The 22,080-nt window shown below is 59.2% G+C and carries 23 protein-coding genes, 1 pseudogene and 1 riboswitch; of the genes and pseudogenes, 10 read left to right on the top strand and 14 right to left on the bottom strand.

Annotated elements, in window-relative coordinates; translation table 11 throughout:
* Positions 1-5 precede the first annotated feature (5 nt).
* On the bottom strand, positions 6-434 hold the full coding sequence (locus AC1M2H_RS17695; RefSeq protein ID WP_480148398.1) for a universal stress protein: 429 nt from the start codon (positions 432-434) through the stop codon (positions 6-8).
* Positions 435-754: 320 nt separating this feature from the next.
* Positions 755-829, bottom strand: a riboswitch (Fluoride riboswitch).
* A gap of 433 nt (positions 830-1,262) precedes the next feature.
* On the opposite strand from AC1M2H_RS17695, the gene AC1M2H_RS17690 reads away from it, so the two are divergent.
* The 3 genes from AC1M2H_RS17690 to AC1M2H_RS17680 all read left to right on the top strand — a co-directional run bounded on the left by AC1M2H_RS17690 (position 1,263) and on the right by AC1M2H_RS17680 (position 4,832).
* Positions 1,263-2,912, top strand: coding sequence for a putative bifunctional diguanylate cyclase/phosphodiesterase (locus AC1M2H_RS17690; RefSeq protein ID WP_480148397.1), 1,650 nt, complete (start codon positions 1,263-1,265; stop codon positions 2,910-2,912).
* A gap of 334 nt (positions 2,913-3,246) precedes the next feature.
* On the top strand, positions 3,247-4,302 hold the full coding sequence (locus AC1M2H_RS17685; protein ID WP_480148396.1) for a catalase family peroxidase: 1,056 nt from the start codon (positions 3,247-3,249) through the stop codon (positions 4,300-4,302).
* Positions 4,299-4,832, top strand: a complete 534-nt coding sequence (locus AC1M2H_RS17680; protein WP_480148395.1) for a cytochrome b — start codon at positions 4,299-4,301, stop codon at positions 4,830-4,832. Before AC1M2H_RS17685 ends, AC1M2H_RS17680 begins: the two co-directional genes overlap by 4 nt.
* A gap of 49 nt (positions 4,833-4,881) precedes the next feature.
* Here AC1M2H_RS17680 and AC1M2H_RS17675 read toward each other — a convergent pair whose 3' ends face one another.
* Together AC1M2H_RS17675 and AC1M2H_RS17670 are read right to left on the bottom strand one after the other, a co-directional pair.
* On the bottom strand, positions 4,882-5,448 hold the full coding sequence (locus tag AC1M2H_RS17675; RefSeq protein WP_480148394.1) for an SDR family NAD(P)-dependent oxidoreductase: 567 nt from the start codon (positions 5,446-5,448) through the stop codon (positions 4,882-4,884).
* A 100-nt stretch (positions 5,449-5,548) separates the two neighbouring features.
* Positions 5,549-5,629: pseudogene (locus AC1M2H_RS17670) on the bottom strand (oxidoreductase); the annotation flags it as partial.
* A gap of 343 nt (positions 5,630-5,972) precedes the next feature.
* On the opposite strand from AC1M2H_RS17670, the gene AC1M2H_RS17665 reads away from it, so the two are divergent.
* Together AC1M2H_RS17665 and AC1M2H_RS17660 are read left to right on the top strand one after the other, a co-directional pair.
* Entirely contained in the window at positions 5,973-6,560 is a 588-nt protein-coding gene (locus AC1M2H_RS17665) for a TetR/AcrR family transcriptional regulator (RefSeq protein ID WP_480148393.1), read from the top strand.
* A 144-nt stretch (positions 6,561-6,704) separates the two neighbouring features.
* Complete coding sequence (locus AC1M2H_RS17660) at positions 6,705-7,406, top strand: aspartate/glutamate racemase family protein (protein ID WP_480148392.1); 702 nt, start codon at positions 6,705-6,707, stop codon at positions 7,404-7,406.
* Positions 7,407-7,470: 64 nt separating this feature from the next.
* Here AC1M2H_RS17660 and AC1M2H_RS17655 read toward each other — a convergent pair whose 3' ends face one another.
* Both AC1M2H_RS17655 and AC1M2H_RS17650 read right to left on the bottom strand, forming a co-directional pair.
* A complete protein-coding gene (locus AC1M2H_RS17655; protein ID WP_480148391.1) occupies positions 7,471-7,875 on the bottom strand; it encodes a nuclear transport factor 2 family protein in 405 nt (134 codons plus the stop codon).
* Complete coding sequence (locus AC1M2H_RS17650) at positions 7,868-8,443, bottom strand: nuclear transport factor 2 family protein (RefSeq protein WP_480148390.1); 576 nt, start codon at positions 8,441-8,443, stop codon at positions 7,868-7,870. Before AC1M2H_RS17650 ends, AC1M2H_RS17655 begins: the two co-directional genes overlap by 8 nt.
* A 127-nt stretch (positions 8,444-8,570) precedes the next feature.
* Here AC1M2H_RS17650 and AC1M2H_RS17645 point away from each other — a divergent pair, with 127 nt between their 5' ends.
* Positions 8,571-9,518 (top strand): LysR family transcriptional regulator, encoded by a 948-nt coding sequence (locus tag AC1M2H_RS17645; protein WP_480148389.1) that lies wholly within the window; start codon positions 8,571-8,573, stop codon positions 9,516-9,518.
* Between the two features lie 18 nt (positions 9,519-9,536).
* Here the strand turns inward: AC1M2H_RS17645 and AC1M2H_RS17640 are convergent, their stop codons facing one another.
* The 7 genes from AC1M2H_RS17640 to AC1M2H_RS17610 all read right to left on the bottom strand — a co-directional run bounded on the left by AC1M2H_RS17640 (position 9,537) and on the right by AC1M2H_RS17610 (position 17,143).
* Positions 9,537-10,220: a GntR family transcriptional regulator gene (locus AC1M2H_RS17640; protein ID WP_480148388.1), complete on the bottom strand. Its 684-nt coding sequence runs from the start codon at positions 10,218-10,220 to the stop codon at positions 9,537-9,539.
* A gap of 135 nt (positions 10,221-10,355) precedes the next feature.
* Positions 10,356-11,549 (bottom strand): enolase C-terminal domain-like protein, encoded by a 1,194-nt coding sequence (locus AC1M2H_RS17635; RefSeq protein ID WP_480148387.1) that lies wholly within the window; start codon positions 11,547-11,549, stop codon positions 10,356-10,358.
* A 1-nt stretch (position 11,550) separates the two neighbouring features.
* On the bottom strand, positions 11,551-12,870 hold the full coding sequence (locus AC1M2H_RS17630) for an MFS transporter (protein ID WP_480148386.1): 1,320 nt from the start codon (positions 12,868-12,870) through the stop codon (positions 11,551-11,553).
* A 355-nt stretch (positions 12,871-13,225) separates the two neighbouring features.
* Positions 13,226-14,626: a heavy metal sensor histidine kinase gene (locus AC1M2H_RS17625; RefSeq protein WP_480148385.1), complete on the bottom strand. Its 1,401-nt coding sequence runs from the start codon at positions 14,624-14,626 to the stop codon at positions 13,226-13,228.
* The gene (locus AC1M2H_RS17620; RefSeq protein WP_480151977.1) at positions 14,623-15,297 is read right to left on the bottom strand and encodes a heavy metal response regulator transcription factor; all 675 of its coding nucleotides are present in this window, start codon (positions 15,295-15,297) and stop codon (positions 14,623-14,625) included. Before AC1M2H_RS17620 ends, AC1M2H_RS17625 begins: the two co-directional genes overlap by 4 nt.
* 40 nt (positions 15,298-15,337) lie before the next feature.
* A complete protein-coding gene (locus AC1M2H_RS17615; RefSeq protein ID WP_480148384.1) occupies positions 15,338-16,108 on the bottom strand; it encodes an alpha/beta hydrolase in 771 nt (256 codons plus the stop codon).
* Positions 16,109-16,222: 114 nt separating this feature from the next.
* Positions 16,223-17,143 carry an AraC family transcriptional regulator gene (locus AC1M2H_RS17610; protein ID WP_480148383.1) on the bottom strand — a complete coding sequence of 307 codons (921 nt, stop codon included), beginning with the start codon at positions 17,141-17,143 and terminating at the stop codon, positions 16,223-16,225.
* A 72-nt stretch (positions 17,144-17,215) separates the two neighbouring features.
* Between AC1M2H_RS17610 and AC1M2H_RS17605 the strand changes: the two genes are divergently transcribed.
* Complete coding sequence (locus AC1M2H_RS17605; protein ID WP_480148382.1) at positions 17,216-17,950, top strand: SDR family oxidoreductase; 735 nt, start codon at positions 17,216-17,218, stop codon at positions 17,948-17,950.
* A gap of 49 nt (positions 17,951-17,999) precedes the next feature.
* Here AC1M2H_RS17605 and AC1M2H_RS17600 read toward each other — a convergent pair whose 3' ends face one another.
* Positions 18,000-18,554, bottom strand: a complete 555-nt coding sequence (locus AC1M2H_RS17600; protein WP_480148381.1) for a TetR/AcrR family transcriptional regulator — start codon at positions 18,552-18,554, stop codon at positions 18,000-18,002.
* Between the two features lie 86 nt (positions 18,555-18,640).
* Between AC1M2H_RS17600 and AC1M2H_RS17595 the strand changes: the two genes are divergently transcribed.
* Positions 18,641-19,384, top strand: a complete 744-nt coding sequence (locus tag AC1M2H_RS17595) for an SDR family NAD(P)-dependent oxidoreductase (protein WP_480148380.1) — start codon at positions 18,641-18,643, stop codon at positions 19,382-19,384.
* A gap of 89 nt (positions 19,385-19,473) precedes the next feature.
* On the opposite strand, the gene AC1M2H_RS17590 is transcribed toward AC1M2H_RS17595, so the two are convergent.
* A complete protein-coding gene (locus tag AC1M2H_RS17590) occupies positions 19,474-19,869 on the bottom strand; it encodes a RidA family protein (RefSeq protein WP_480148379.1) in 396 nt (131 codons plus the stop codon).
* Between the two features lie 111 nt (positions 19,870-19,980).
* Here AC1M2H_RS17590 and AC1M2H_RS17585 point away from each other — a divergent pair, with 111 nt between their 5' ends.
* Together AC1M2H_RS17585 and AC1M2H_RS17580 are read left to right on the top strand one after the other, a co-directional pair.
* Positions 19,981-20,580 carry a TetR/AcrR family transcriptional regulator gene (locus AC1M2H_RS17585; protein WP_480148378.1) on the top strand — a complete coding sequence of 200 codons (600 nt, stop codon included), beginning with the start codon at positions 19,981-19,983 and terminating at the stop codon, positions 20,578-20,580.
* A 145-nt stretch (positions 20,581-20,725) separates the two neighbouring features.
* Positions 20,726-22,078 (top strand): MFS transporter, encoded by a 1,353-nt coding sequence (locus AC1M2H_RS17580; RefSeq protein WP_480148377.1) that lies wholly within the window; start codon positions 20,726-20,728, stop codon positions 22,076-22,078.
* The last annotated feature ends 2 nt before the right edge of the window (positions 22,079-22,080 follow it).

Genomic DNA, 22,080 nt, shown 5'->3' with positions numbered 1-22,080 from the left:
TTATTTTACGGAACAGGGATATGTTTAATCAGTACATCAACGGAGAGGTGGTTGATTAACTCAAAAGAGAACGAGGAGTACACCCCGAACAGGCGGTTCTTATGTCCCAGCATGACCAGGTCGATATCCTCATGCTGTACGACGGCCTCAATGTCTCTGAAACGATGAATACTGACGATAGATTTGACTTTGATATCAAGACTGCAGGACTCCACCAGCCGGCTCAGCATCGCCTTTGCGTCGATAATCTCGCGCGACTGGCGGTCCATGGTGAGTGAATCGCTGGTGTAATACATTTCCCGATAATCGGCGCTGAGATGGCCTACGGTGATGCGGGTTGCCATCTCCTTTGCCAGCCGTTCGGCATGCTGGAGCAGCAGCAGCCCGTCGGTTTCGTTTTGAACAAGTAACAGTGCATGCCGGTAGATGTGCATAGCTCACCCCTTCGCCGGAGCGAAATGAAGGATCATCGAGGGAAGTCCGTCTTTTACCGGGCGCAGCGCTGGTCGCGCGGCGGCGGATTGATGCCGAACGGATGGCGTTTTCGGGGGCGTGTCCCCGAGATAAGAGGGTCTTACGCTATGGCCGGGCCGGCAGGCCATAGTCGGCGCGCGGCTAACGTCAGGATGGCCATAGCCTAAAACGCGAACAGGAAATTCGCTTGCCGATGAGAAACTAATGAGAAGTGCAGAAAAATCAATTACGTTTTGCATAGCAACACCTGACATACATGCCTAAAGGAAACAGCAACGGTTGTATATCAGGCGTCATCATCCGGTTCGACGGAACCGGCGGTTGGGAAAGGTGGAACACCATCACCTTGTAAATTGAGCTTATATGACGATTTTCGCGAAATCAATATTTATTGATGCCGAGGGGGTGCTTTTTCTTCCGCGGCGGCGGTGAAACGAACACCGTTTTTTACGCAGGATTGAGTTTGTTCTCATTCTGTAACCTTTAATAAAAATGAGCTCCGCGGCGCCCGGAAGATGAGGGAATGATATTCATACCCATGCTTTAAATAGTGACATAACTTTTATGGCGTTAATTTTTGTGCCATCAATAAGCCCGCTTAGGCTATTTTCCTCCACATCTACCGATGCTTCTTGCCCATATTACTGGCGGAGCCTGCGGTGGCGCTGCCGGCCAGAGATGCTTGTGGCAAGAGCCGTAACGATGGGTTACATTGTGATTAACCTGTTTGCACAATTTTCTCCTGTGATTCTGTCAATGCATACTGCTATACCTCTGGATTGGTTTATATGGATAACATAATGTTAACTGATATTTCATATCGTCATTTCGTTGAAAATGTTAAAGATTATGCTATCTACATGCTGGAACAGGATGGCACGATAGCCAGCTGGAATGAAGGCGCGCGCCGGGCTAAGGGCTACACCAGCGAAGAGATTATTGGCCGCAACTTCAGCACATTTTATAGCGCAGGCGAACAGCAATCAGGAGAGCCGGCGAGAAACCTGGCGATCGCCCTGAAAACCGGGAAATTTGAGGGGGAAGGGTGGCGCTACAGAAAAGACGGTTCATGCTTTTGGGCGCACGTCGTCATCGATGCGATCAGAAATGACGACGGGACCTTATTGGGATTCGCCAAAATAACCCGGGATATTACCGAACATAAGGAAGTGATTGATAAGCTTTCGTGGCTGGCGAGGTATGATTCTCTGACCGGGTTGCCTAATCGGGTGGCCTTCTTCGCGTTTGTCGAAGGATTGATGGCGGGTAATAACTATAGCCAGCTGGCTATCTTTACTATAGACCTTGATAAGTTCAAGGAAATTAATGACGTTGAGGGTCATCTTATTGGCGATCTCCTCCTGCAAAGGGTTTCGGCAAACGTGACTAAAATGGTCAAGAACGATGAGCTCGTGGCCAGGTTTGGCGGCGATGAGTTTGTGGCGGTAAAGCCGTTTGAGTCGGCCGACGAGCTCGATCTCTTTATCGAAAAGCTGCAGGGCTGTTTTACCGGAATACACGATTTTGCCACGACGTCGGTTGCCGTCATTGCGAGTATCGGGATTTCCATTTTTCCTCGCGACGGTTCCGATATTAATACCTTAATCAGCAACTCCGATTTGGCGATGTATCGTGCCAAATCGGATATCGACAACAAGGTATGCCGGTACGAGCCCGAGATGGATGAACGGACGCGCAAGCGTAATCAAATGATTTCGGATATCAGGCAGGGGATGAAGGAGGGGCAGTTTTACCTTCATTATCAAGAAAAACGCTCGATTTCCGGAAAGCAGGTGACGGGATATGAGGCTTTACTACGCTGGCAGCACCCGCAGTTCGGGTTGATATACCCTGATGAATTTATTCCCATGGCGGAAGAGAGCGCGACGATTATACCGCTGGGCTATTGGATATTAGAGCAGGTATGTCGTGAAGCGCTGGTGAACAAAATTCACAAGAAAGTTTCGGTAAATATCTCCCCGGTGCAGCTGCGCCATCGCCATTTTATTGACAACGTCCGCAGCATTCTCATGAAAACCTGTTTCCCGGTTAGCCTCCTTGAATTTGAGGTGACGGAGACGGCGTTTATTGTCGATAAAAAGCTGGTGTTTAACGTTCTCTCTCAAATCAAAAATATGGGCATCAGTATTGCCCTGGATGACTTTGGAACCGGCTACTCCTCCATCAGTATGCTGCGTGAATTTCATTTCGACCTGATCAAAATGGACCGCAGCTTTTTGCAAAACATAGAGAACGATTCCGAAGTGCGCTCCTTCGTGAGAGCGGTTATCTCACTCAGTAAATCGATTAATACCCCGCTGATTGCCGAGGGGGTTGAGACCCTGGAACAGCTGAAAATTCTGGAAGATGAAGGCTGCAACGAAGTTCAGGGTTTTCTTTTTGGCAAGCCGACGATTATTGAACAATTAAAAAAGTAGCCCCTCGGGGTCTTTATCCCCGCGCGGCGAACAGGCCCGCCTGCCGGTAGAAAGCCGGCTTCTCCAGCGGCTCGCTCAGCAAATAACCCCCTGCGCATGAAAAACGTTAGCGCTCCCCCAACGGGGAAGGCGTGATGGCATTGACATTTAATCTACCAACTAGTAGGTTGTTTTGATTTGCCGATATCCCGCCGCCAGATCCTGACCGCTGCGGGTCGGTGAATCAACGCCAGCCGCGGTCTTTAAAGCGGCTGGCTGCCATTAGATTTTTCCCGCGGGAATCGCTTCTCGCGTCTTTCTTTGTGGGTTCAATGTTAATAGTGTGAGCAAAAATATGACAACCTCTTCACTTTCCGCTGGCCAGAAAATAGCGCGCCTGCTGCTGGTGGCTGTTATCCCTTTAGGCGCGATACTGCTCTTTCTGTGGGCGGGCGGCTGGCTGACGCCTAACCGCCTCAGCGCAGACAAACTGGTCACGGTGCTGCAAAAATCGGGCGGCGAGCATCCGGGCTTTCGTCGCAATCATGCCAAAGGCGTATGCGTGGTAGGGCGTTTTATCTCTAACGGCAACGCCAGCTCCCTGTCGCGCGCGGCGCTGTTCGCCGCCGGGGAAACGCCGGTAACGGGTCGCTTTGCCATCGCCGGCGGCAACCCCAACGCGCCGGATTATGCCGTCCCCATACGCAGCATGGCGCTGGAGTTCAGGCAGGGGAACGGCGAGCAGTGGCGGACGGGGATGAACGCCATGCCGCTGTTCCCGGTCTCCACCGTTGAAGAGTTCTACACGCTGCAAACCGTCACCTTGCCCGATCCGGCAACCGGCAAGCCGGACCCGGAAAAGCTGAAGGCGTTTGTCGGCTCGCACCCCCAACTGCAGCGCTATCTGGCCTGGGCGAAGCAGTACGTCCCCTCGTCGAGCTGGGCGAGCGATCGCTATAACAGCCTGAATGCGTTCCGCTTTATTGATAAGAGCGGGGCCGAGCATCTGGTTCGCTGGAGCATGGTGCCGCATACCGGCTATCAGCCCATCAGCGAGGCGGATAAAAACGATAAGGATTTCCTGCAGCGCGATATTACGCAGCGTCTGGCGCAGGGGCCGCTGCGCTGGGATCTGGTCATCACCGTCGCCCGGGCGGGCGATGCGAGCAACGACGCGGCTAAGCTCTGGCCTGACGATCGGCAAACCATCAATGCCGGCACGCTTGAGCTGGTAAGCGCCAGCGCGCAGGAGAACGGCCCGTGCAACGATATCAACTACGATCCGCTGATTCTGCCATCCGGGATCGCCGCCTCGGACGACCCTCTACTCAACGCGCGTTCGTCGGCCTACGCCAAATCGTATAACGCGCGCACCCGCGAACAGTCCCAACGCTCAGGAGCCCACTTATGAAACCGGTAACCCATTTTCATCCGGCGCTGCGCTGGCTGCACTGGCTGATGGCCGCGGCAATCGTGGCGATGCTGTTTATTGGCGTGGCGATGGTTTCCACGGTTTCGTCGCTGCATGCGCTGCTGGTGTCAATTCACAAGCCGCTGGGCCTGATGATTCTGCTGCTGGTGGCGGTGCGGCTGTGGCTGCGCTTTTACACCGCCGTGCCGCCTCTGTCGAGCGCCATACCCGCCTGGCAGCGGCGGCTGGCCCATCTCTCGCACTGGATGCTGTACGCGATGATGATCCTCCAGCCGCTGGTTGGCTGGGCGATGCAGTCGGCCGCGGGGTATCCCGTTAGCGTCGGCGGGGGATTTGTGTTACCGCCTCTCGCGCCGGTGAATAATGACTGGTATGCGATCCTGCGTCCGCTGCACTCTGCGGTTGCGCTGCTGCTATTTATCACCGTGATGCTGCATCTGGCCGCCGCGCTATTTCATGCTTTAGTACGCCGCGACGGCGTCTTTGAAAGTATGTCCGGCAGGCGATAGGCGCCTGAAGCCAGCCCCGTGGCGAACTATTTCGGCACGGGGCTGGGGGCTAATCCGGGTTCATAGCGCGGAAAAGCGTCGCAAACGTGCCCTCTTTTTCCGCCCAGCGGCGGCCCTTATCGCCATCAAGCAGGATCTCGCCGTTGGGGTGCCGATGGTGCTCAATCAGCTCCATCGCCCTTGAGATATACTCCGCCAGCGGCATCGCCCTCGGGTCCGCGGCCTGAGCGCTGCCCGTCAGCCCGGTCTGCACGTACGGCGGCGACAGCTCAAGGACCTCAACCGGGATATGCCGCATCTGGTGGCGTAACGAGATCATCCACGAGTGCAGGAACGCCTTGCTGGCGCAGTAGGTGAGGAAGTCAGCCTTAGGCACAAAGGCCAGCGCGGAGCTGGTTGCCATAAAGGCGGCGTCAGGCCGGCCCTGAATCAGCGGTAGAAATGCCGCCGCGAAGCGGAGGGTGCCGAGAATGTTAGTCCTGACTATCTCCTGCGCGATGGCCATATTTCCGCCGTCGACGAGGAAATTTTCGCTGCGCGAAATACCGGCGTTGGCGATCAGCACGTTGAGCTGCGGAAAGCGCGTTTTGACCTCTGCGGCCACGGTAGCCGTCATCGTCCGTATCGAGCCTGAAGCCCGTCATTCCGGGATGTACGTGGGTGATTTCATCGAGCAGGGCCTGGCGGCGTCCGGTGATGATGACCCGGTTGCCGCGCGCGTGAAACGCTTCGGCCAGCGCGCGGCCGATACCGCTGGTGGCGCCGGTAATCAGAATGGTGTTACCGCTAATGTTCATAGCAATGTCCTCTCCGAATAGAGCAGATGGAAAGGCGGCGAGGGGCTATCGGGGCTGTCGTAGTCGCTGATAGCCGCCTGAAGGGGCAACGTCGCCGCATAGATCCCCTATTCTCTGCTGAGACCCTGGGGTATCCGGGCGCGTTGGATGACGGTAACGCCTACGGCATTGTGGAAATGCCCGGTGATTATATTAACGCCCTCTCATGTCGGCAAGGGAATTATCCGATCGGCGCCCCTCGGCGCAATCCCGCCAGCAGCGGGGCTACCTGTTGGTAGGTTTCCTGCCAACGCTCTGATAATATGCACCTTATTCAGTATCATATGCACACGCGGATCCAACTATGGCGACTGAGCGTTCACCGAAAGCAAACGAAATTATTTCCTATACCCGACAGCTACTTACCACCGGCGGCTATCAGAGCTTCAGCTTTGCCGATATCTCTGCAAAGGTGAATATTCGTAAGGCGAGCATACATCACCATTTCCCGAGCAAGGCGGAGCTGGTGAAGGCCGTGGTCACCGAATATCGCGAAGAAGCCCGGGCCGGAATGCAGGCGATGAGCCAGCAGATGAATAATCCGGTGGCGGAGCTTCAGGCCTACGTCGACTACTGGGCGACCTGCATTCGCGAGGGCTCCTCGCCGTTTTGCATCTGCGCCATGCTCGCCGTCGAGCTGCCGACGCTGCCGCCGGAAGTGGCCAGCGAAGTGAGCGGACATTTCAGCGACCTTACCGAATGGCTGACCTCTTTGCTGCGCAGAGGGGAAAGCGAGAGGCGCCTGCAGCTACCCGGCACCCCTGCGGATGAGGCGAGCCTGCTGATGGCTACGGTACATGGCGCGATGCTGTCGGCGCGCGCCTTTAACGATGCGGATATTTTCCGCAGAATCGTGCAGCCGCTGATCGATAACATCGTGCTTCGCGCCTGATCGTTCGTGGAAAGTACCGTTATTGCGCCGGCGAGCGGGAACCGACGCGGCGAAATATAAGCGCAAAAAGATTGATAACCCCCACCATGCGCGGGCAGGCGGCAGCAAATTCGCCGCTGGTTTACGAAAATAAGGATTAATAGCATGAAAACTATCGGTATTCTTGGCGGCATGTCCGCGGCTTCGACGCAAACTTACTATCGGCAGCTTTGTAACCTGACCCGGGCGCGTTTGGGCGGCCTGCACTCCCCGGAGCTGCTGATACGCTCCCTCGATTTTGCCACCATCGAGAAGCTGCAAATGGTGGGCGAGTGGGAGCAGGCTGGCGAGGTGTTGAACCGGGAAGCGAAAGCACTTGAGCGCGGCGGCGCCGACTTTATTGTGCTGGCGACGAATACCATGCACAAGCTGGCCGACCAGCTGATGACGGGCGTTTCGATCCCGCTGCTGCACATCGCCGACGCCACCGCCGCGGCTATCCGCCAGCAGGGATTGCGCGCGCCGGGACTGATGGCGACGGCCTTCACGATGGAACAATCCTTTTATACCGACCGTCTGGTCGCGGCCGGCCTGACGCCGATTATCCCGCCGAGCGCCGACCGGGCCACAACGCACCGGATTATCTATGACGAGCTGTGCTGCGATATTGTCACCGGTGAAAGCGAGGCGGCTTACGTCGGTATTGCGCAGCGGCTGGTTGAGGCCGGCGCCGACTCGCTGATTCTCGGCTGTACGGAAGTGGGGATGCTGCTTAACCAGGGTAATGTAGCGGTGCCGGTCTTCGATACCACGCTCATTCACTGCGATGCCGCGCTGGCGATGGCCCTGGAAGAGCCGGTCGCCTGATCTTCAGCGTGCCGCCGCCGTTACTTCAGCGGCGGCAATCGCGGCGCCTGGAGGCGGTGGCAGGTTATTCATCCGCAAAAAGCGCGTTCATTTTGTCTGCATCATAATAGCCCCATATTTTTACGATTTTCTGGCGCTCAAGGCGCAGCACCCAGCAATACTGCATATTAAAATCTGCGCCGTTTTTACCTTGACCGCCGGTGGCGTGGAACTGCAGGCAGGCAAGATCGCCGTCAACGATCAGGCTATCGACGATCGGTACGGGCCACGACGCCAGGCGCTCATCCAGCCGTTTAAGCAGCCGCTGGCGGTAGTTTTCTTTTCCCCGATAGCATCCAGCGATCGGCGAGGTGCCCATCGCGTTGAATTCCAGGTCGTCATCTAATGCGGCGATAAAGTTCTCTCCCCATCCCCGATCCGCTATCGAAAGGAAAAGCGACGATAAAAACTGGCGGTTCTCTTCACTCATGATTTTGCTCCGTAGCGCTTAATGGATTGTGGTATGTCGCCTTAAGGACATCCGTGAGGCCTTGCGCCAGCAGGCGACGCGGGGCATCGCTCCCGTCAACGGGAAGCAGCGTTCGGCTGCGTATTTTCCAGCGCCCGTCGCGGCACTCAAGCTCCCAGCGGTTAACGACAACCCGGTGGATGCGGTACCCGGTGGAGATGCCGTGGTTGGCCATCTCCCGCGGCGCGCCTTCTTTATCCAGCTGCAAAAGCTGCAAATAGGAGGTGACCACCGCCGTATCGCCGCGCAGATCGATAAGCGGCAGGCCGGCAAAATGCGCCAGTCCGCTCCTAATCGCCTCTTCGTGGGCCGGCCTGAGGATAAAGGCCGCAATCGCCTCCACGCCCTTCGCGCCGTCCAGCCCCTCGCCGCGGTTGAAAACGCCGTCCTGCGTATAGACGGACGCCGTATATTCAGCGAGCCCGCTGTCGGCGCTGGGCGGATGAGAGGCAATAAGTTCATAGATCGCTAATTTGGCCTCGATGATGCGCAGCCGTTGTTCGGTCGTCAGTTGATTTTCATTAGCCATACGGCATCTCTTCCTGTTGTTGCAAGCTTGACTGAAGCGGTATGAGCATCATAATTGTTTTGTTGATCTGCATAATCAGCTTAAAACTTGATGAAGTGATTAGTAATATTTAATAAAGGGGTAACGAATGCTCAGCCGCGTGCAGTTTCCGGCGCTGAATACCTTTGTGATGGTCGCCGAGAAGCTGAACTTCAGGGCCGTAGCGGACGCCCTGGGCGTCTCCGCATCCGCCGTGAGCCAGCAAATTAACGGGCTTGAAGAGCAGCTGGGGCTGCGGCTTTTCAATCGAACAACGCGTTCCGTCAGCCTCACCGAAGATGGCAGGGGGCTGTATCTGCAGGTCGCTCCGCTGCTGGAGAACCTTGCCGGCGCGCTGACGCAGGCGCAGTCCCGCAGCCGAATTATCAAGGGGCATATTCGCCTTCACGCCTTTCGTTCGGCGGCAGAAATGTTTCTCGACGCCAGGATCCCCGCTTTTCTCGCCGCGTTTCCCGACGTACGCGTGGATATTGCCGTCCACGACTCTCCCGTCGATCTTATCGCCGGCGGATACGATCTTTCGCTACGCCTGGGCGAGGTGCTGGCGCCCGGGCTGGTTGCGGTCCCCGTTGGCGGGCCGCTGCACCAAATCGTCGTCGCGGCGCCGTCCTGGCTGCAAACGCATGGCAGCATCGAGAGACCGGAGGATTTAATCCATCACAACTGCATCGGCTGGCGCTGGCCGGGAGCGGCCGCGCCGGAGCCCTGGCAGTTTGCTGATAACGGACGGCTAAAAAATATTGCGGTGAGCGGGAATCTGGTGGTGGACGATCGCGAGCGGCAGTATCAGGCGGCCATCGCCGGCGTCGGGCTGGCTCAGGTTACCGAGGAGAGGGTGAGGCCGCATCTGCTTTCCGGCGCCCTGCAGCGCATTCTTGGCGCCTGGGAAACCGAATTCGCCGGATATTATCTGTGCTGGACGGCTGGGAGGACGATGTCGCCGGCGATGAGGGCCTGTATCGACTGGCTGCGCCATGAGCCGCCAGAGCCTCGGGCATCAGACGGCTTTTCTCCGCACGGAGAACCTCATGGATAATCAGCGGGAGGCCGGCGGCTACTTGCCGAATTTTTCATGAAACCTGCGCACTATTCCGCCGAGGTGCCAGTGCAGCTTCTCTTGCGCCTGCTGGTCCAGCTGCTGCTCCAGCAGCCCAACGATGGTTTCATGATCGACCTGGGAATTGTGAAACTCTTCCGGCGTTCTGGTCAGATGGTTCAGGAAGGCGCGGATGCGGTTGATGCTGGTTTTATAGAAGCCGATTAGCTCCCGGTTCTGGCTGGATTCAATAATCGCCATATGGAAATCCGCGTCGGCCTGACGGTAGTTCTCCGGCGCATTTTGTAACGTCTCGCGTCCCCGCGCAACGTGCTCTTTCAGCAGCGCAACCAGCGCCTGGCGGTCTCTTTGCAGCGCCAGGGTTAGCGCGCCGGCCTCCAGAATTTGCCGCATTTCGCAGGTTTCCCGCATCTCCTGCTCGTTGAACTCAAAGACGAAGGTGCCGCGCTGGGGAAATATCTGTACCAGGCGTTCCATCTCCAGCTTTTGCAGCGCGGCTCTTACCGGCGTCCGGCTCACGTTGAGCTGGGCCGCAATCTCATTTTCTGAAATTAGCGAGCCGGGCTCTATTTGGCAATTGACGATGAGGTCGCGAATGTGGTCGGCCAGAATACTACTCAGTGACTGAGGGCGGATTATCTTCTTCGAGGACCAGTCAACAAATAGTTTATCGGAGGACATAGCGTGGCGTAGTTCCTTAAAACAAATAGCCTTTATTGCCGCCATAGTTGCACGATCCGATTTAAGATGCAAGGAGTAGTATACAAGATACATCCCCCTCAGGCGGCAGCAAATTCGCCGCCCGAGGGGGCCGGATCAGGAGGTGAACAGGTACTCCTGGTGCCGGATGTGCTCAGGGTTGAGCGCCATCCCCATGCCCGGAACTTCAGGCACCCGAATCAGACCATTTTCCGGGACCAGCGGTGCGCTGAGGAAATACTGGTGAATATCGTTCCACTTCACCAGGTACTCCTGATACGGCGTGTGGATCGGCGACTGGGTGGTAGTAAAGTGGGCCGTCGCGATGGTGGAGTGGCCGTGCGGAATGACCTGCAGATCGTACATCGTGGCGGCGGCGGCGATTTTTAAGGTTTCAGACAGGCCGCCGCACCAGTAGATATCCGGCTGAATAACGTCCAGCACGTCGGCCTCAAAGAAGCGTTTGAAGCCCCAGCGGGTATATTCATGCTCGGCCCCGGCCAGCGGGATGGTCAGCCGCTCTTTCAGGCGACGCATGCTGTCGATTCTGTCCGGCATCACGCACTCTTCCAGCCAGCGCGGGCGGTAGGGCTCGATGGCCTTCGCCAGCTCGATGACGTAGGTCACGTCCATCGACTGCCAGCAGTCAAACATCAGATCGTAATCCTCACCCACCGTCTCGCGCAGGGTTTTCACCAGCTCAACGTTTTTCCTGAACCCCTCTCTGCCGCTCATTGGCCCATGACGGAAGAACCATTTTTGCCCGCGATAGCCCAGCGCTTTGTACTGCAGCGCCCGTTCACGCACTAAGCCCATATCCTGAACGGCAAAGCCCAGCATCGAGGCGTAGGCCGGGATCTCCTCGCGAATGGAGCCGCCCAGCAGACGATAAACCGGCTGCTGCATCCACTTGCCGCGCAGATCCCACAGCGCGCAGTCGACCGCGCTGATCGCCAGCATAGCGTCTCCCTGGCGGCCGTGGATCAGCGCCCGATGCATCTGGTCCCACAGGCGCTCGCTGTCGCGCGGGTCCTGGCCCAGCAGTAAAGGGCGCAGCTGGCCGTGGACAATCGAGGCGACGGCGTGGGGGACCGGGCCCGCCAGCCCTTCAACGCCTTCGTCGGAGATAATTTCCACAAACACGGTGGAGATGGCGAATCCCTCTTTTAGCTGCACGCCGCCGTCATGGTTGTCGACGACGCGATACTGGGCGTACACGTCGGTCGGGCGAGCGAGGCGCTCCTCCCAAAAATCCACTTCCCCGGGTAACACGCCCTTAACCTGAAGTAACCGGACATCGATAATCTTCATCTTACTGACCCTCACGTTGTTCATTGCTGTTTTGATATGCCGATGCTTGCTGGCGGCGGAAAATGATGCTCAGGGTAATGATGGAGAGCAGGGCCATTGCCGCCAGCCAGTAGAATCCGCCGTTATAGCTGCCGCTGCGATCGCGGATAATGCCGATGACCCACGGGTTAACTACGCTGGCCATGCTGCCGAGGGCGTTAATCAGCGCGATGCTGCCCGCCACCACCGAGGCGGGGAAAAACTGCGCCGGCAGGCCCCAGAACACGGGCATCGCGCCGAAAAAGCCAAACGCCGAGCCGCAGAGGAACGCCATTTTGAGCAGTGAGTTATCAAACCATGCCACGCAGAGCAGGCCGAGGCATGAGATAAGCAGTGCGGCATAGTTAGCCAGCAGGCGCGAGCCGGGACGGTCGGCGATGCGTCCTAATACCAGCATGCCAATCAGACCGAAGATATAAGGAATGATGGTGATAAAGCCGGTCTGCACGTGGCTTAAACCCGTTTCGCTGATGATTAACGGCAGGAAGGTGCTGACCGCGCCGTTGAGGTTAGCCAACCCGTAGTAGGTGAGGCTAAATAGCAGCACCAGCGGGCTAAACAGCGCTTTGAGCAGGCCGCCGTGTCCGCGCGGCGGCAGCGTTTTTTGTTCCGCGGCGAGGGTGGCCATCAGCCAGCGCTGCTCGTCGGCTGCAAGGAATTTGGCGTCTTTAGGCCTATCGGGCAGCGCGAAGGGGACAATCAGGCCCAGAACGATGGCCGGAATGGCTTCAATCAGGAACATGATCTGCCAGCCGCTGAGCCCCATCCAGCCGTGCAGCTCCAGCAGCAGGCTGGAAATCGGCGTGCCGATAATCAACGCAATCGGGATGCCGGTCATGAAGGAGGCAATAATGCGTCCGCGCCAGGCGGCGGGGAACCACATGGTGAGATAGAACACGATCCCGGGGAAGAAGCCTGCTTCGGCGGCGCCGAGCAGGGCGCGCATTACGTAAAGGCTATTTTCGTTCCAGACGAAGATGTGTGCGCCGGAAACGAGCCCCCAGGTCACCATGATTCTGGCTATCCACCAGCGGGCGCCAATTCTCTCCATCAGCAGGTTGGAGGGGAGCTCAAGCAGCGCATAGGGGACAAAAAACAGTCCTGCGGCCAGGCCAAAGCTTGCGGCGCTGAGGCCGATATCCGCATTCATGGTTAACGCGGCGACCCCGATATTGGCGCGATCGATAACGGCGATGACGTAGCAAGCGATCAGCAGCGGGATCAGCCGCCAGGAAAGTTTGCGTATAACCCTTTTTTCAATTTCAGAATCTGTGGTTTGCATGGTGTGTCCTGATGATGAGGTTATAAGTACCTAAGGTTCTTGTATACAAGTTCTGTTGTATTCATCTCCCGCCTGGAGTTCAATACCGTCATTATCGAAATGAGATGTGAAACGTTTCAGCCTGCGATTATCGCCCCTGAGTGATTGGCAATCCTGGGCGCTGGCCGTAAAAAAGCCGGCGGCGACCTGCGCGGGCGGCGCTCCGCTGAGTCAGGGAGGCAGGGAGAAGGCGCGGAGAAAGCTACGGAGATACTACGGATAAAGCAGGGTAAAGAATGGCGAGGGGCGCCGACGCTGAGCGGGAGCGCCGACGCGCGGCGCAATTAGCGCCCGTTGCGGGCGCCTCCGCCCGATGCTACTTTGCCGGGGAGTGGGGAAAGAGCAGCCAGAAGCGCGTCTGCCGCTGCCCGGAGCTTACGCCGCAGCGTCCCTGGTGCAGCTGCATAATGCCGCGCACGATAGACAGGCCCAGCCCGCTGCTGTTTTTCGAGGCGTGGCGGGCGCTGTCGGCGCGCCAGAAGCGATCGAACAGCCGCTCCTGTTGCTCCGGCGAAATCGTCTCGCCGCGGTTGGTGACGCTAAGCAGCACGCCGTCGGGCTGGTGGCGCGCTTCGATCTGCACTTCGCTATCGCCGTCGGCGTAGCGAATCGCGTTATCGAGCAGATTGGCGACCGCCCGCCGCAGCAGGTCGGCATCGGCGGTAATGTTTCCGCTGGCGGAAAAGCGCAGGGCGATCTGCCGCTCTTCGGCCAGGCCTTCAAAATATTCCGCCAGCGGAAGCAGAACCTCATCCAGCGACAGCGGCGCTTTGTTAATCGCCTGGCTGGCGTTTTCCGCCCGGGCGAGGAACAGCATTTTGTCGATCATGGTGGACAGGCGCACCAGCTCTTCAAAATTGGAGCCCAGCAGCGCGGTGTAATAGTCTTCGCTGCGTTTTTGCGTCAGGGCTATTTCGGTCTGCCCCAGCAGATTGCCGATGGGCGTGCGCAGATCGTGGGCCATATCCGCGCTGACCTGGCTGAGCTGCTGAAAGCTGTTTTCCAGCCGCTCCAGCATCTGATTAAAGGCGCCGATCAGCGGCTGGAGTTCGGCCGGCGGGTTGGGCAGCGCGATGCGCCTTCCCAGATGGCGTACGTCAATCGTCGAGGTCTCTCTGGCCAGGCGCTGCAAAGGCCGCAGGCTGCGGCGGGCGAACAGGGCGCTGAGCGCTACCGCCACCAGGGCCGCGCACAGCGTGATCAGCGCAATCTGGCGCAGGTAGTTCGCCTGGGTTTGCGTCCGTTCGGTCATCAGCCTGCCGGTAATAATTTCCAGCTGGCGGGAAGGCGAGTGGCCGGTCACCGCCAGGGCGGCGGCTGAGATAAAGGGCACGCCGTTTGGCGTCTGCTGGTGATGGACGTCCTCGGGGACGATGGGCCGGCTGGCGGTCACCGGCGCGATCGCCGGCAGCGGACGCTTGCCCGGATTGACCTCAATCAGCGGAGGCTGGCCCGGAAAACGCAGCACCAGCAGCGATTCGGTGTTGCCCAGCATGTTGGTAAACAAATGCGGCTTTTCGCGGATCATCTGCTGGACGTCCTCGTTAAGCACCAGGGTGCGGATTTGATCGAGGCGGTTGGTTAGGGCGATGTCGTCGCGGATGCTGAGCTGCTGGCAGAGGGAGCGGTAGAGCGCCGTACCGACGCCGAGCAGTACCACCAGAACTGCGGCGCCCATCATCAGCGATAATCGGGTGCTGATCGACAGGCCCCTCATTCTTGTTCCTCACAGCAGTAGCCCACGCCGTGCACGGTATGGATCAGTGGAAGGTCAAAGGGCGCATCGACCTTTTGCCGCAGGCGGCGCACCGCCACGTCAACCACGTTGGTGTCGCTATCAAAATTCATATCCCACACCCGGGAGGCGATCAGGGTTCGGGTCAATACCTGGCCGGGGTTGAGCATAAACAGCTGCAGCAGGTTGAACTCTTTGTTGGTCAGGTCCAGGCGCACGCCGGCGCGCTCCACCCGCCGCGTGGTGAGGTTGAGGCGCAAATCGCCGACCGCCAGCTGCTCTTCGCGCTTCGCCTGTCCGCCGCGGCGCAGGGCGGTGCGGATGCGCGCCAGCAGCTCGGCAAACGAGAAGGGCTTGACCAGATAGTCATCTGCGCCAAGCTCCAGCCCTTTGATTTTGTCCTCGACGGTGCCTTTGGCGGTGAGGAAAATCACCGGGGTATCAAGCTGCTTGTCCAGCTGCGCCATCACTTCCCAGCCGTTCATCTGCGGCATCATTACGTCCAGCAGGATGAGATCGTAATGGTGCTCCCGGGCCATAAATAGCCCCTCCTGGCCATTTACGGCAACGTCGACCACGTAGCCGGACTCGGTCAGGCCGCTGCGCATGTACTCACGAGCTTTGGGTTCGTCTTCTATCACCAGTATTTTCACCATGGCTCCTGAACGCGTTTCCCAGCGCAGCGGCAGCAACTCACTTCTGCGCGCCGGTAGCCGCCTGCTCAATCAGCGCGGCGACCTCTTTGGGATGAGATTGAAAAACGGAATGGCTGCCGTCAACTTCCACGGTATGGCTTTTCGCGCGTTTAGCGTACATACGCTCCAGATCGGGGTTAATAATTTTGTCCGATTTCGCCACCATATACCAGCTAGGTTTGGTTCGCCACGCGGCTTCGGTTACCACGGCGCCAAGCGAGGTCGGCGAGGTGGGGATCTGCGACTGCGCGCCAAACTGAGCCTGCTCGCGCGGCAGGTCGGCGGCAAAATCCCCCGGGAAATAGTGCGGATCGAGCATCACGTAGCCGTCAGACGTCTTGATAAACGGGTGCGCGGAGTTGGGATATTTTTTGCTGACCTCCGCCCGGTTCTCGCCGGCATCCAGCGCGTGGGCGGCGATATAAACCAGCCCGGCGACCTTCGGATCGTTACCGGCCTGGGTAATAATCGCGCCGCCGTAGCTATGGCCGACCAGAATAACCGGGCCATCCTGGCGATCCAGAATACGTTGGGTGGCGGCGACATCGTCGGCAAACGAGGTCAGCGGCTCCTGCACCAGCGTAACCCTGTAGCCGTCGCGGCTCAGAATGTCGTAGACCGGCTTCCACCCGGAACCATCAACAAAGGCGCCGTGTACCAGCACGATATTTTTCACCGGCGCGGCCTCGGCCGCGTGGCTGGCGCCGGCCATCATCATGGCCGCGGCAACAAGGCTCATTACTGCTTTATGTTTGATTTTCATGCTCATTCTCACTCTCTCCTCAACGGGACTGTTTTTCGATACAGGAGGGAGTGTAGCGGGAGGGTTCTGACAGGAGGGTGAGCCAGTTATGACAAAAAAATGACGGCCGGATAGGGCGGGTTACGTCCGGGAGCCGGCCTTCGGCGTATAGCCGAACTCCCGGCGGAAGGCGTGGGTAAAGGCGCTCTGCGACCTATAGCCGACCCTGCTCGCGATGCTGGCGATAGTCGGATCGCCGCGCATTAGCGCCGTACGCGCAAGGGTGAGGCGCCACGTGCGTAAATAGGAGAGCGGGGGCTGCCCCAGGCGACGGCTGAACTCAGCGGAGAAGGCGGCGCGCGACATGCCGGCTACGCCCGCCAGCCTGGCTACCGTCCACGGCTGCGCGACGTCCTGATGCATGGCGTGAAGCGCCCGACCGAGACGCGGATCTGAAATCGCGCTGAGCCAGCCGATTTCACCCGGCCCGATATTTTCTGTGTAAGCCCTAATCGCCTCCACGACCAGAATATCGGCAAGACGGGCGCTGACTATCTCGCGTCCTGGCTGGCCGCGTTCGATTTCGCCGTTGACCAGGTCGAGAAGCGTCGCGATCGCCGAGGAGGCGGGCGCGGAGCGGGGAATAATCATGAACACCGGCATTCTTTCAAGCAAAAAATCGGCGTTTGGTACGGCGAAGGTGACCGTTCCTCCGATGCTCACCGTATCATTTCCGCCGATGCGCACGACGTCGCATCCGGGGCCGTAAAGGGCCTGGCCGTCAATCGGCGCGGCGTCCGGGTCGCTGGCCACGGCGTATGCCGTGGGGCCAAGCAGGCATATGTCCCCCTCGTGCAGACGCTGCGGTTCCCACCCCGGCACTATCATCCACTGGCTGCCCCGCAGCAGGGCGACGAACTTGAGCCGGTCGATGGCGGGGAATGCTAGCGCCCATCTCCCCGCCGCTTCCAGGCGCGTGCGTCGGGTCACCCTGGCGCCGAGCGTGTCAAGGACATCCGATAGAGGGTCGAGCCTATTTTTAGATGATTTCGCTAATTTCATGGACGTTTGAGTATAGATGATCTTAAACCTAACGCTTATCATGACCAAAATCATCTTGCAAAGGAAATCATCATGAGCGTCGTGGGAAAAGTTGTCGCGATTACGGGAGCCAGCAGCGGCATTGGCCGCGCCAGCGCGAAACTACTGGCGCAGCGTGGGGCGTTCGTTGTGCTGGGCTCGCGTAATGCCGCAGATCTGCAGGCCGTTGCCGACGAAATTATCTTCGCAGGCGGCAAAGCCGCGTTTAAGGCCACTGATGTGCGTCTGCGCAGCCAGCTTGATGAGTTTGTCGCCTTCGCGGTGGCGCAAGGCGGCAGGCTGGACGCCATCGTCAACAACGCCGGAGTCGGTCCGATCTCCCGTTTTGACGCGCTCCGCGTGGAGGACTGGGACCTGATGATCGACGTGAATTTCCGCGGCACGCTTTACGGCATCGCTGCCGCGCTGCCGGTATTTGCCCGCCAGGGGAGCGGTCATGTCGTTAACGTGATTTCAACGGCAGGCATCCAGATCGTCCCCACCATGGGGGTTTATGCGGCGACCAAAAACGCGGTGCGCACGGCAACAGAGGTGCTGAGGCAGGAGGCGGGTCCCTATCTGCGGGTGACCGAAATTTCTCCGGGGGCGATCGCCACTAATTTCGGCGACACTATCCCGGATCCGGCGACGAAAAAGCTGATCGATGAGCGCCTGGGGGGCATTGCTATCTCGCCGGATGCCATCGCTCGCGGAATTCTCTTTGCGCTTGAGCAGCCGCCTGAAGTCGACGTGGGCAGCATCGTTATTCGCCCAACGGCACAGGGCTGATCGTTCGCCGTCCTGCGCTCATCCGGTTTGTCTGCCGTACCCGGCGGCTTCAGCGTTCGCTGATGCCGACGAGAAACAGGTTGACCAGGTGCGCGATGCGCGACAGCGGCGAGCCATCCTGCTCGGCGGCCAGAGAGATTGCCGTGATCACATACACCATATCGTCAAAGGTCACGTCGCGGCGCAGGATGCCGGCCTCCTGTCCGCGGCGGAGCAGGCGCTGGCCCTCTTCGGTTATCGCGTGGCAGCCGGGCGTGCCGCTTTGCAGAACCGTTCCGAGCGAGGCGGCAAAGCTGCGATAGATAATGGTGTTAGTCACCAGCTCTTCAAGATAGAGGCGTATCGCGCTCGCCGGATCGACCTCGGCATCCCGGGCGCGGCTGACCTCAGCCAGCGATAGGAAGCGCTCGCTGCAGGCGGCGGCCAGCAGGGCTTCACGGGTCGGGAAGCGTCGATAGAGCGTACCGATGCCGACGCCTGCCCGTTTAGCCACGTCCTCCAGCGAGACGGCGGCCCCTCTGGTCAGAAATACCTCTTCGGCAGCGGCCAGAATGCGCTCGCGATTTCGCAGCGCGTCAGCGCGCAGTATGGATTCATCGTTCAATTTTTTTCTCCCCCTTTGACAAGTGGAGGATACCTCCGTATTTTAAGTGGAGCAACACTCCACTTATTGATTGAGAGGGCGGTAAAATGACGAAGCGGTTTGAGAACAAGGTGGTGGTTATTACCGGCGGCAGCGACGGTATCGGCCTGGAGACGGCGAAAGGGTTCGCCGCTGAAGGCGCCCACGTCTACATCACCGGGCGTCGGCAGGAGCATCTCGATGCCGCCGTGCGGGAGATCGGCGGCGGCGCGGTGGGGGTGCAGGGGGACGTCGCCGTTTCAGCCGATCTCGATCGGCTCTACGCGCGGATCCGGGATGACCACGGCAGGGTGGACGTTGTCTTTGCCAATGCGGGGATTGCCGAAACGCAGACGCTCGAGGCGATCGACGAGGACCATTTCGACCGAATGTTCGCGGTGAACGTTAAGGGCCTGCTTTTCACCGTGCAGAAGGCGCTGCCGTTGATGAGCGCGGAGGGCGCGATCGTTCTCAACGGGTCGGTTGCCGGCAGCAAAGGCTTTGCCGGCCAGTCGCTGTACAACGCCAGCAAGGCGGCGGTGCGCTCGTTCGCGCGAACCTGGACCAATGACCTGAAGGAGCGGGGCATCCGCGTGAACGTGGTCGCGCCGGGCGGCACCGAAACGCGCCTGATGCGCGGCTATCTTGACGCGCGTCCGGGATTTGAAGAGGCGCTGAACCAGCAGGTTCCGCTCGGCAGGCTGGGGCGGCCGGACGAAGTAGCGAAGGCGGTGCTGTTCCTGGCATCCAGCGAGAGCAGCTTCATCGCCGGCAGCGAACTGTTTGTCGATGGCGGCAGCGTCGCGGTTTAAGAGCCTCCGGTAAAAACATAAAGCGCGGTGAACAAACCGCGCTTCTTTTATGGAAGGTTAGCCCTGCCTTTATCGTACCGGGGCCGCGCTTACGCCCCCCGCACGGCAATACACTTTATTTCGACCAGCAGGCCGGGATGCGCCAGGCTCGTCACCTCTACGCAGGTCCATGCGCTTCTGCCGCGCGGGAAAAGAGCGTCCTTCACGCGGCGAAAGGTGCCCATGTGTTCAGCCATATCAACGTGATAAGTGGTCATCTCCACCACGTCGTCAAAGCTGCAGCCCGCTTCGTTGAGCACTAACTCCAGGTTGCGCCAGCAGGCAATAAACTGCTGCTCCGTGTCGCTAATCACCTCCAGATCGGCCGTGCGGCCTACCTGTCCGGCGCAGTAGAGTGTGTTGCCGACCAGCACGGCGGGCACGTAGCCGGTGCGTTCAGAGAGCGCCTGCATGGCGGCGGGGATAATGAATGTTCTATCGGTCATGACGTATTTAATCCTTCGTTACGCAGACGAGCGGCTTGCGTTTGTCCTTCCGCCGCTGCTAGTATAGGAACCAATCGGTTTATAATTTAAACCTCCTGACTGGGTTTATCAATGAAAAATCTATCTGCTGTCGGGCGTCCGCGGGAGTTTGAGCTGGAAGAGGCCGCCCGCGACGCGATGAACGTTTTTTGGGATCTCGGCTATGAGGCGGCGTCGCTGCCGGATCTGATCGCCGGTACCGGCCTGTCGCGCGGCAGCCTTTACAAGGCGTTTGGCGATAAAAAGGGGCTGCTGCTGGCCGCCCTGGATCTCTACACCGCCGACGGGCTGAAGGCGACGGCGGATATTCTGTCGCAGCCCGGTTCGGTCAGCGAGGCGATTCGCGCCTCGCTGCTGCGCTACGCCGCGCTCTCCTGGGGAGAGAAGGGGCGGCGCGGCTGCCTGGTGGTGTCGCTGACTACCGAAATGGCCGCGCGCGATGAGCAGGTGGCCGAGCGAACCGGGCGCATGTTCCGCCGCTTGCAGCAGCTGTACGCCGCGGCGATTGTGCGCGGGCAGGTCGACGGCGAGCTGCCCGAGTGCGATGAGCAGGCGGTGGCGCATTTTCTGGTTTGTCAGATTGAAGGTATGCGGGTGCTGGGCAAAACTGGCGCCAGCGAAGAGGAGATGCGCGCCGTGGTCGATTGCACGATGCGCGTTATCGGGCGTTAATTTTTTTACCCTATTGGGAACTGAATGGTTCCATTTGGAGAGCGTATATGTCCCACTTAGGTCCTGGCTCAGTCGAACCTCACCGCTGGGCGATGTTTATCGTCCTGCTGGTGGGCGCCTTTTACCGCCGCTGGATTTCTTCATCGTGAACGTGGCGCTGCCTTCCATCCAGGAGGAGCTGGGGACCTCGGCGTCGGCCGAGCAGTTTGTTATCTCTTCCTACGCCGGATTCTATGCCGTTACGCTGATCACCGGCGGGCGGCTGGGGGATCTGTTTGGCCGCGGACGGATGTTTTTTGCCGGATTGATCGGCTTTGCCGCGGCGTCGGCGCTGTGCGGTTTTGCCTGGTCGCCCGGGGCATTGATCGGCGGCCGCGTGCTGCAGGGCATCGCCGCCGCGGTTATGGCGCCGCAGGCGCTGGCGTCGATTCAGGCGATTTTCCCGGAAGCGGAAAAATCGCGCGCGCTGGGCCTGTACGGGGCGGTGTTCGGCCTGGCGTCGGTTATCGGCCAGGCGCTGGGCGGCATTCTGATCTCTTTAAATCTCTTTGATAGCGGCTGGCGGGCTATTTTCCTCGTCAACCTACCGATTGCGCTGCTGGTCCTTCTGTTCGGCATTCCGCTGATCAAAGAGACGCGCGCGCGGCAGGCCCGCAGGTTAGATATGGGCGGGATGGCGCTCTCCGTCATCGCCCTGGGGCTGCTGATCGTCCCGCTAATCGAAGGTCGGGAAGCGGGCTGGCCGTGGTGGGCCTGGCTGGCGTTGGCGCTGGCGCCGGTCGCTGCCTGTCTGTTCTGGCGCTATGAAAATCGGCTTGCGCGCAGGGGCGGCGATCCGCTGATCGACCCGATGATTTTTCGCGAGCCGGACATGGGGCTCTCCCTGCTGCTGGCGCTGCTGTTCTATTCGATCGGCGTCTTTTTCCTCCTGTTCTCGATCTATTTGCAGAGCGCTCTGCAGCAAAGCGTGCTGCGGGCAGGGCTGATCTTTCTGCCGTTCGGCGCCGGCTTTTTGCTGGGGCCGCTCTCCACGCCGTCTGGCAGGCGGATCGCCGGCCCTTACGTCAATCCTATTGGGATGGGGCTGGAAACGCTGGGTCTGCTGGGGTTTGCCGGGCTGATGACCACCACGGCGGAAGGTATTCCACCGGCCTCGCTTCCTCTGTCGGCGGCGCTGTTTATTATCGGCTTTGGCCAGGGGCTGGCGCTCCCGACGCTGATGCACATTATTACCGGCCGCGTTGCGCCGGCCTATGCCGGGATGATTGCCGGCGTGGTCAGCTCGACCCTACAGCTCAGCACCGCCCTTAGCGTGGCGGTGATTGGCGGCATTTTTTACGCCGTTCTGGGTTCTCGCAGCGATCCCGGCGCTATCACCCACGCGTTTATCGTCGCCATTTTGTGCATCGCCGCCTGCCTGACGGCCGGGGCAGGGCTGAGTATCCGCCTCGCCCGGAAGTCGGCGGCTGCGCCCAAGCTCAGCAAATCGAACGTATGAGT

The organism is Klebsiella sp. F11 (genome assembly GCF_056712265.1).
Note: the sequence above shows the minus strand (reverse complement) of the source record. Positions and strands in the feature narration are given on the sequence as shown.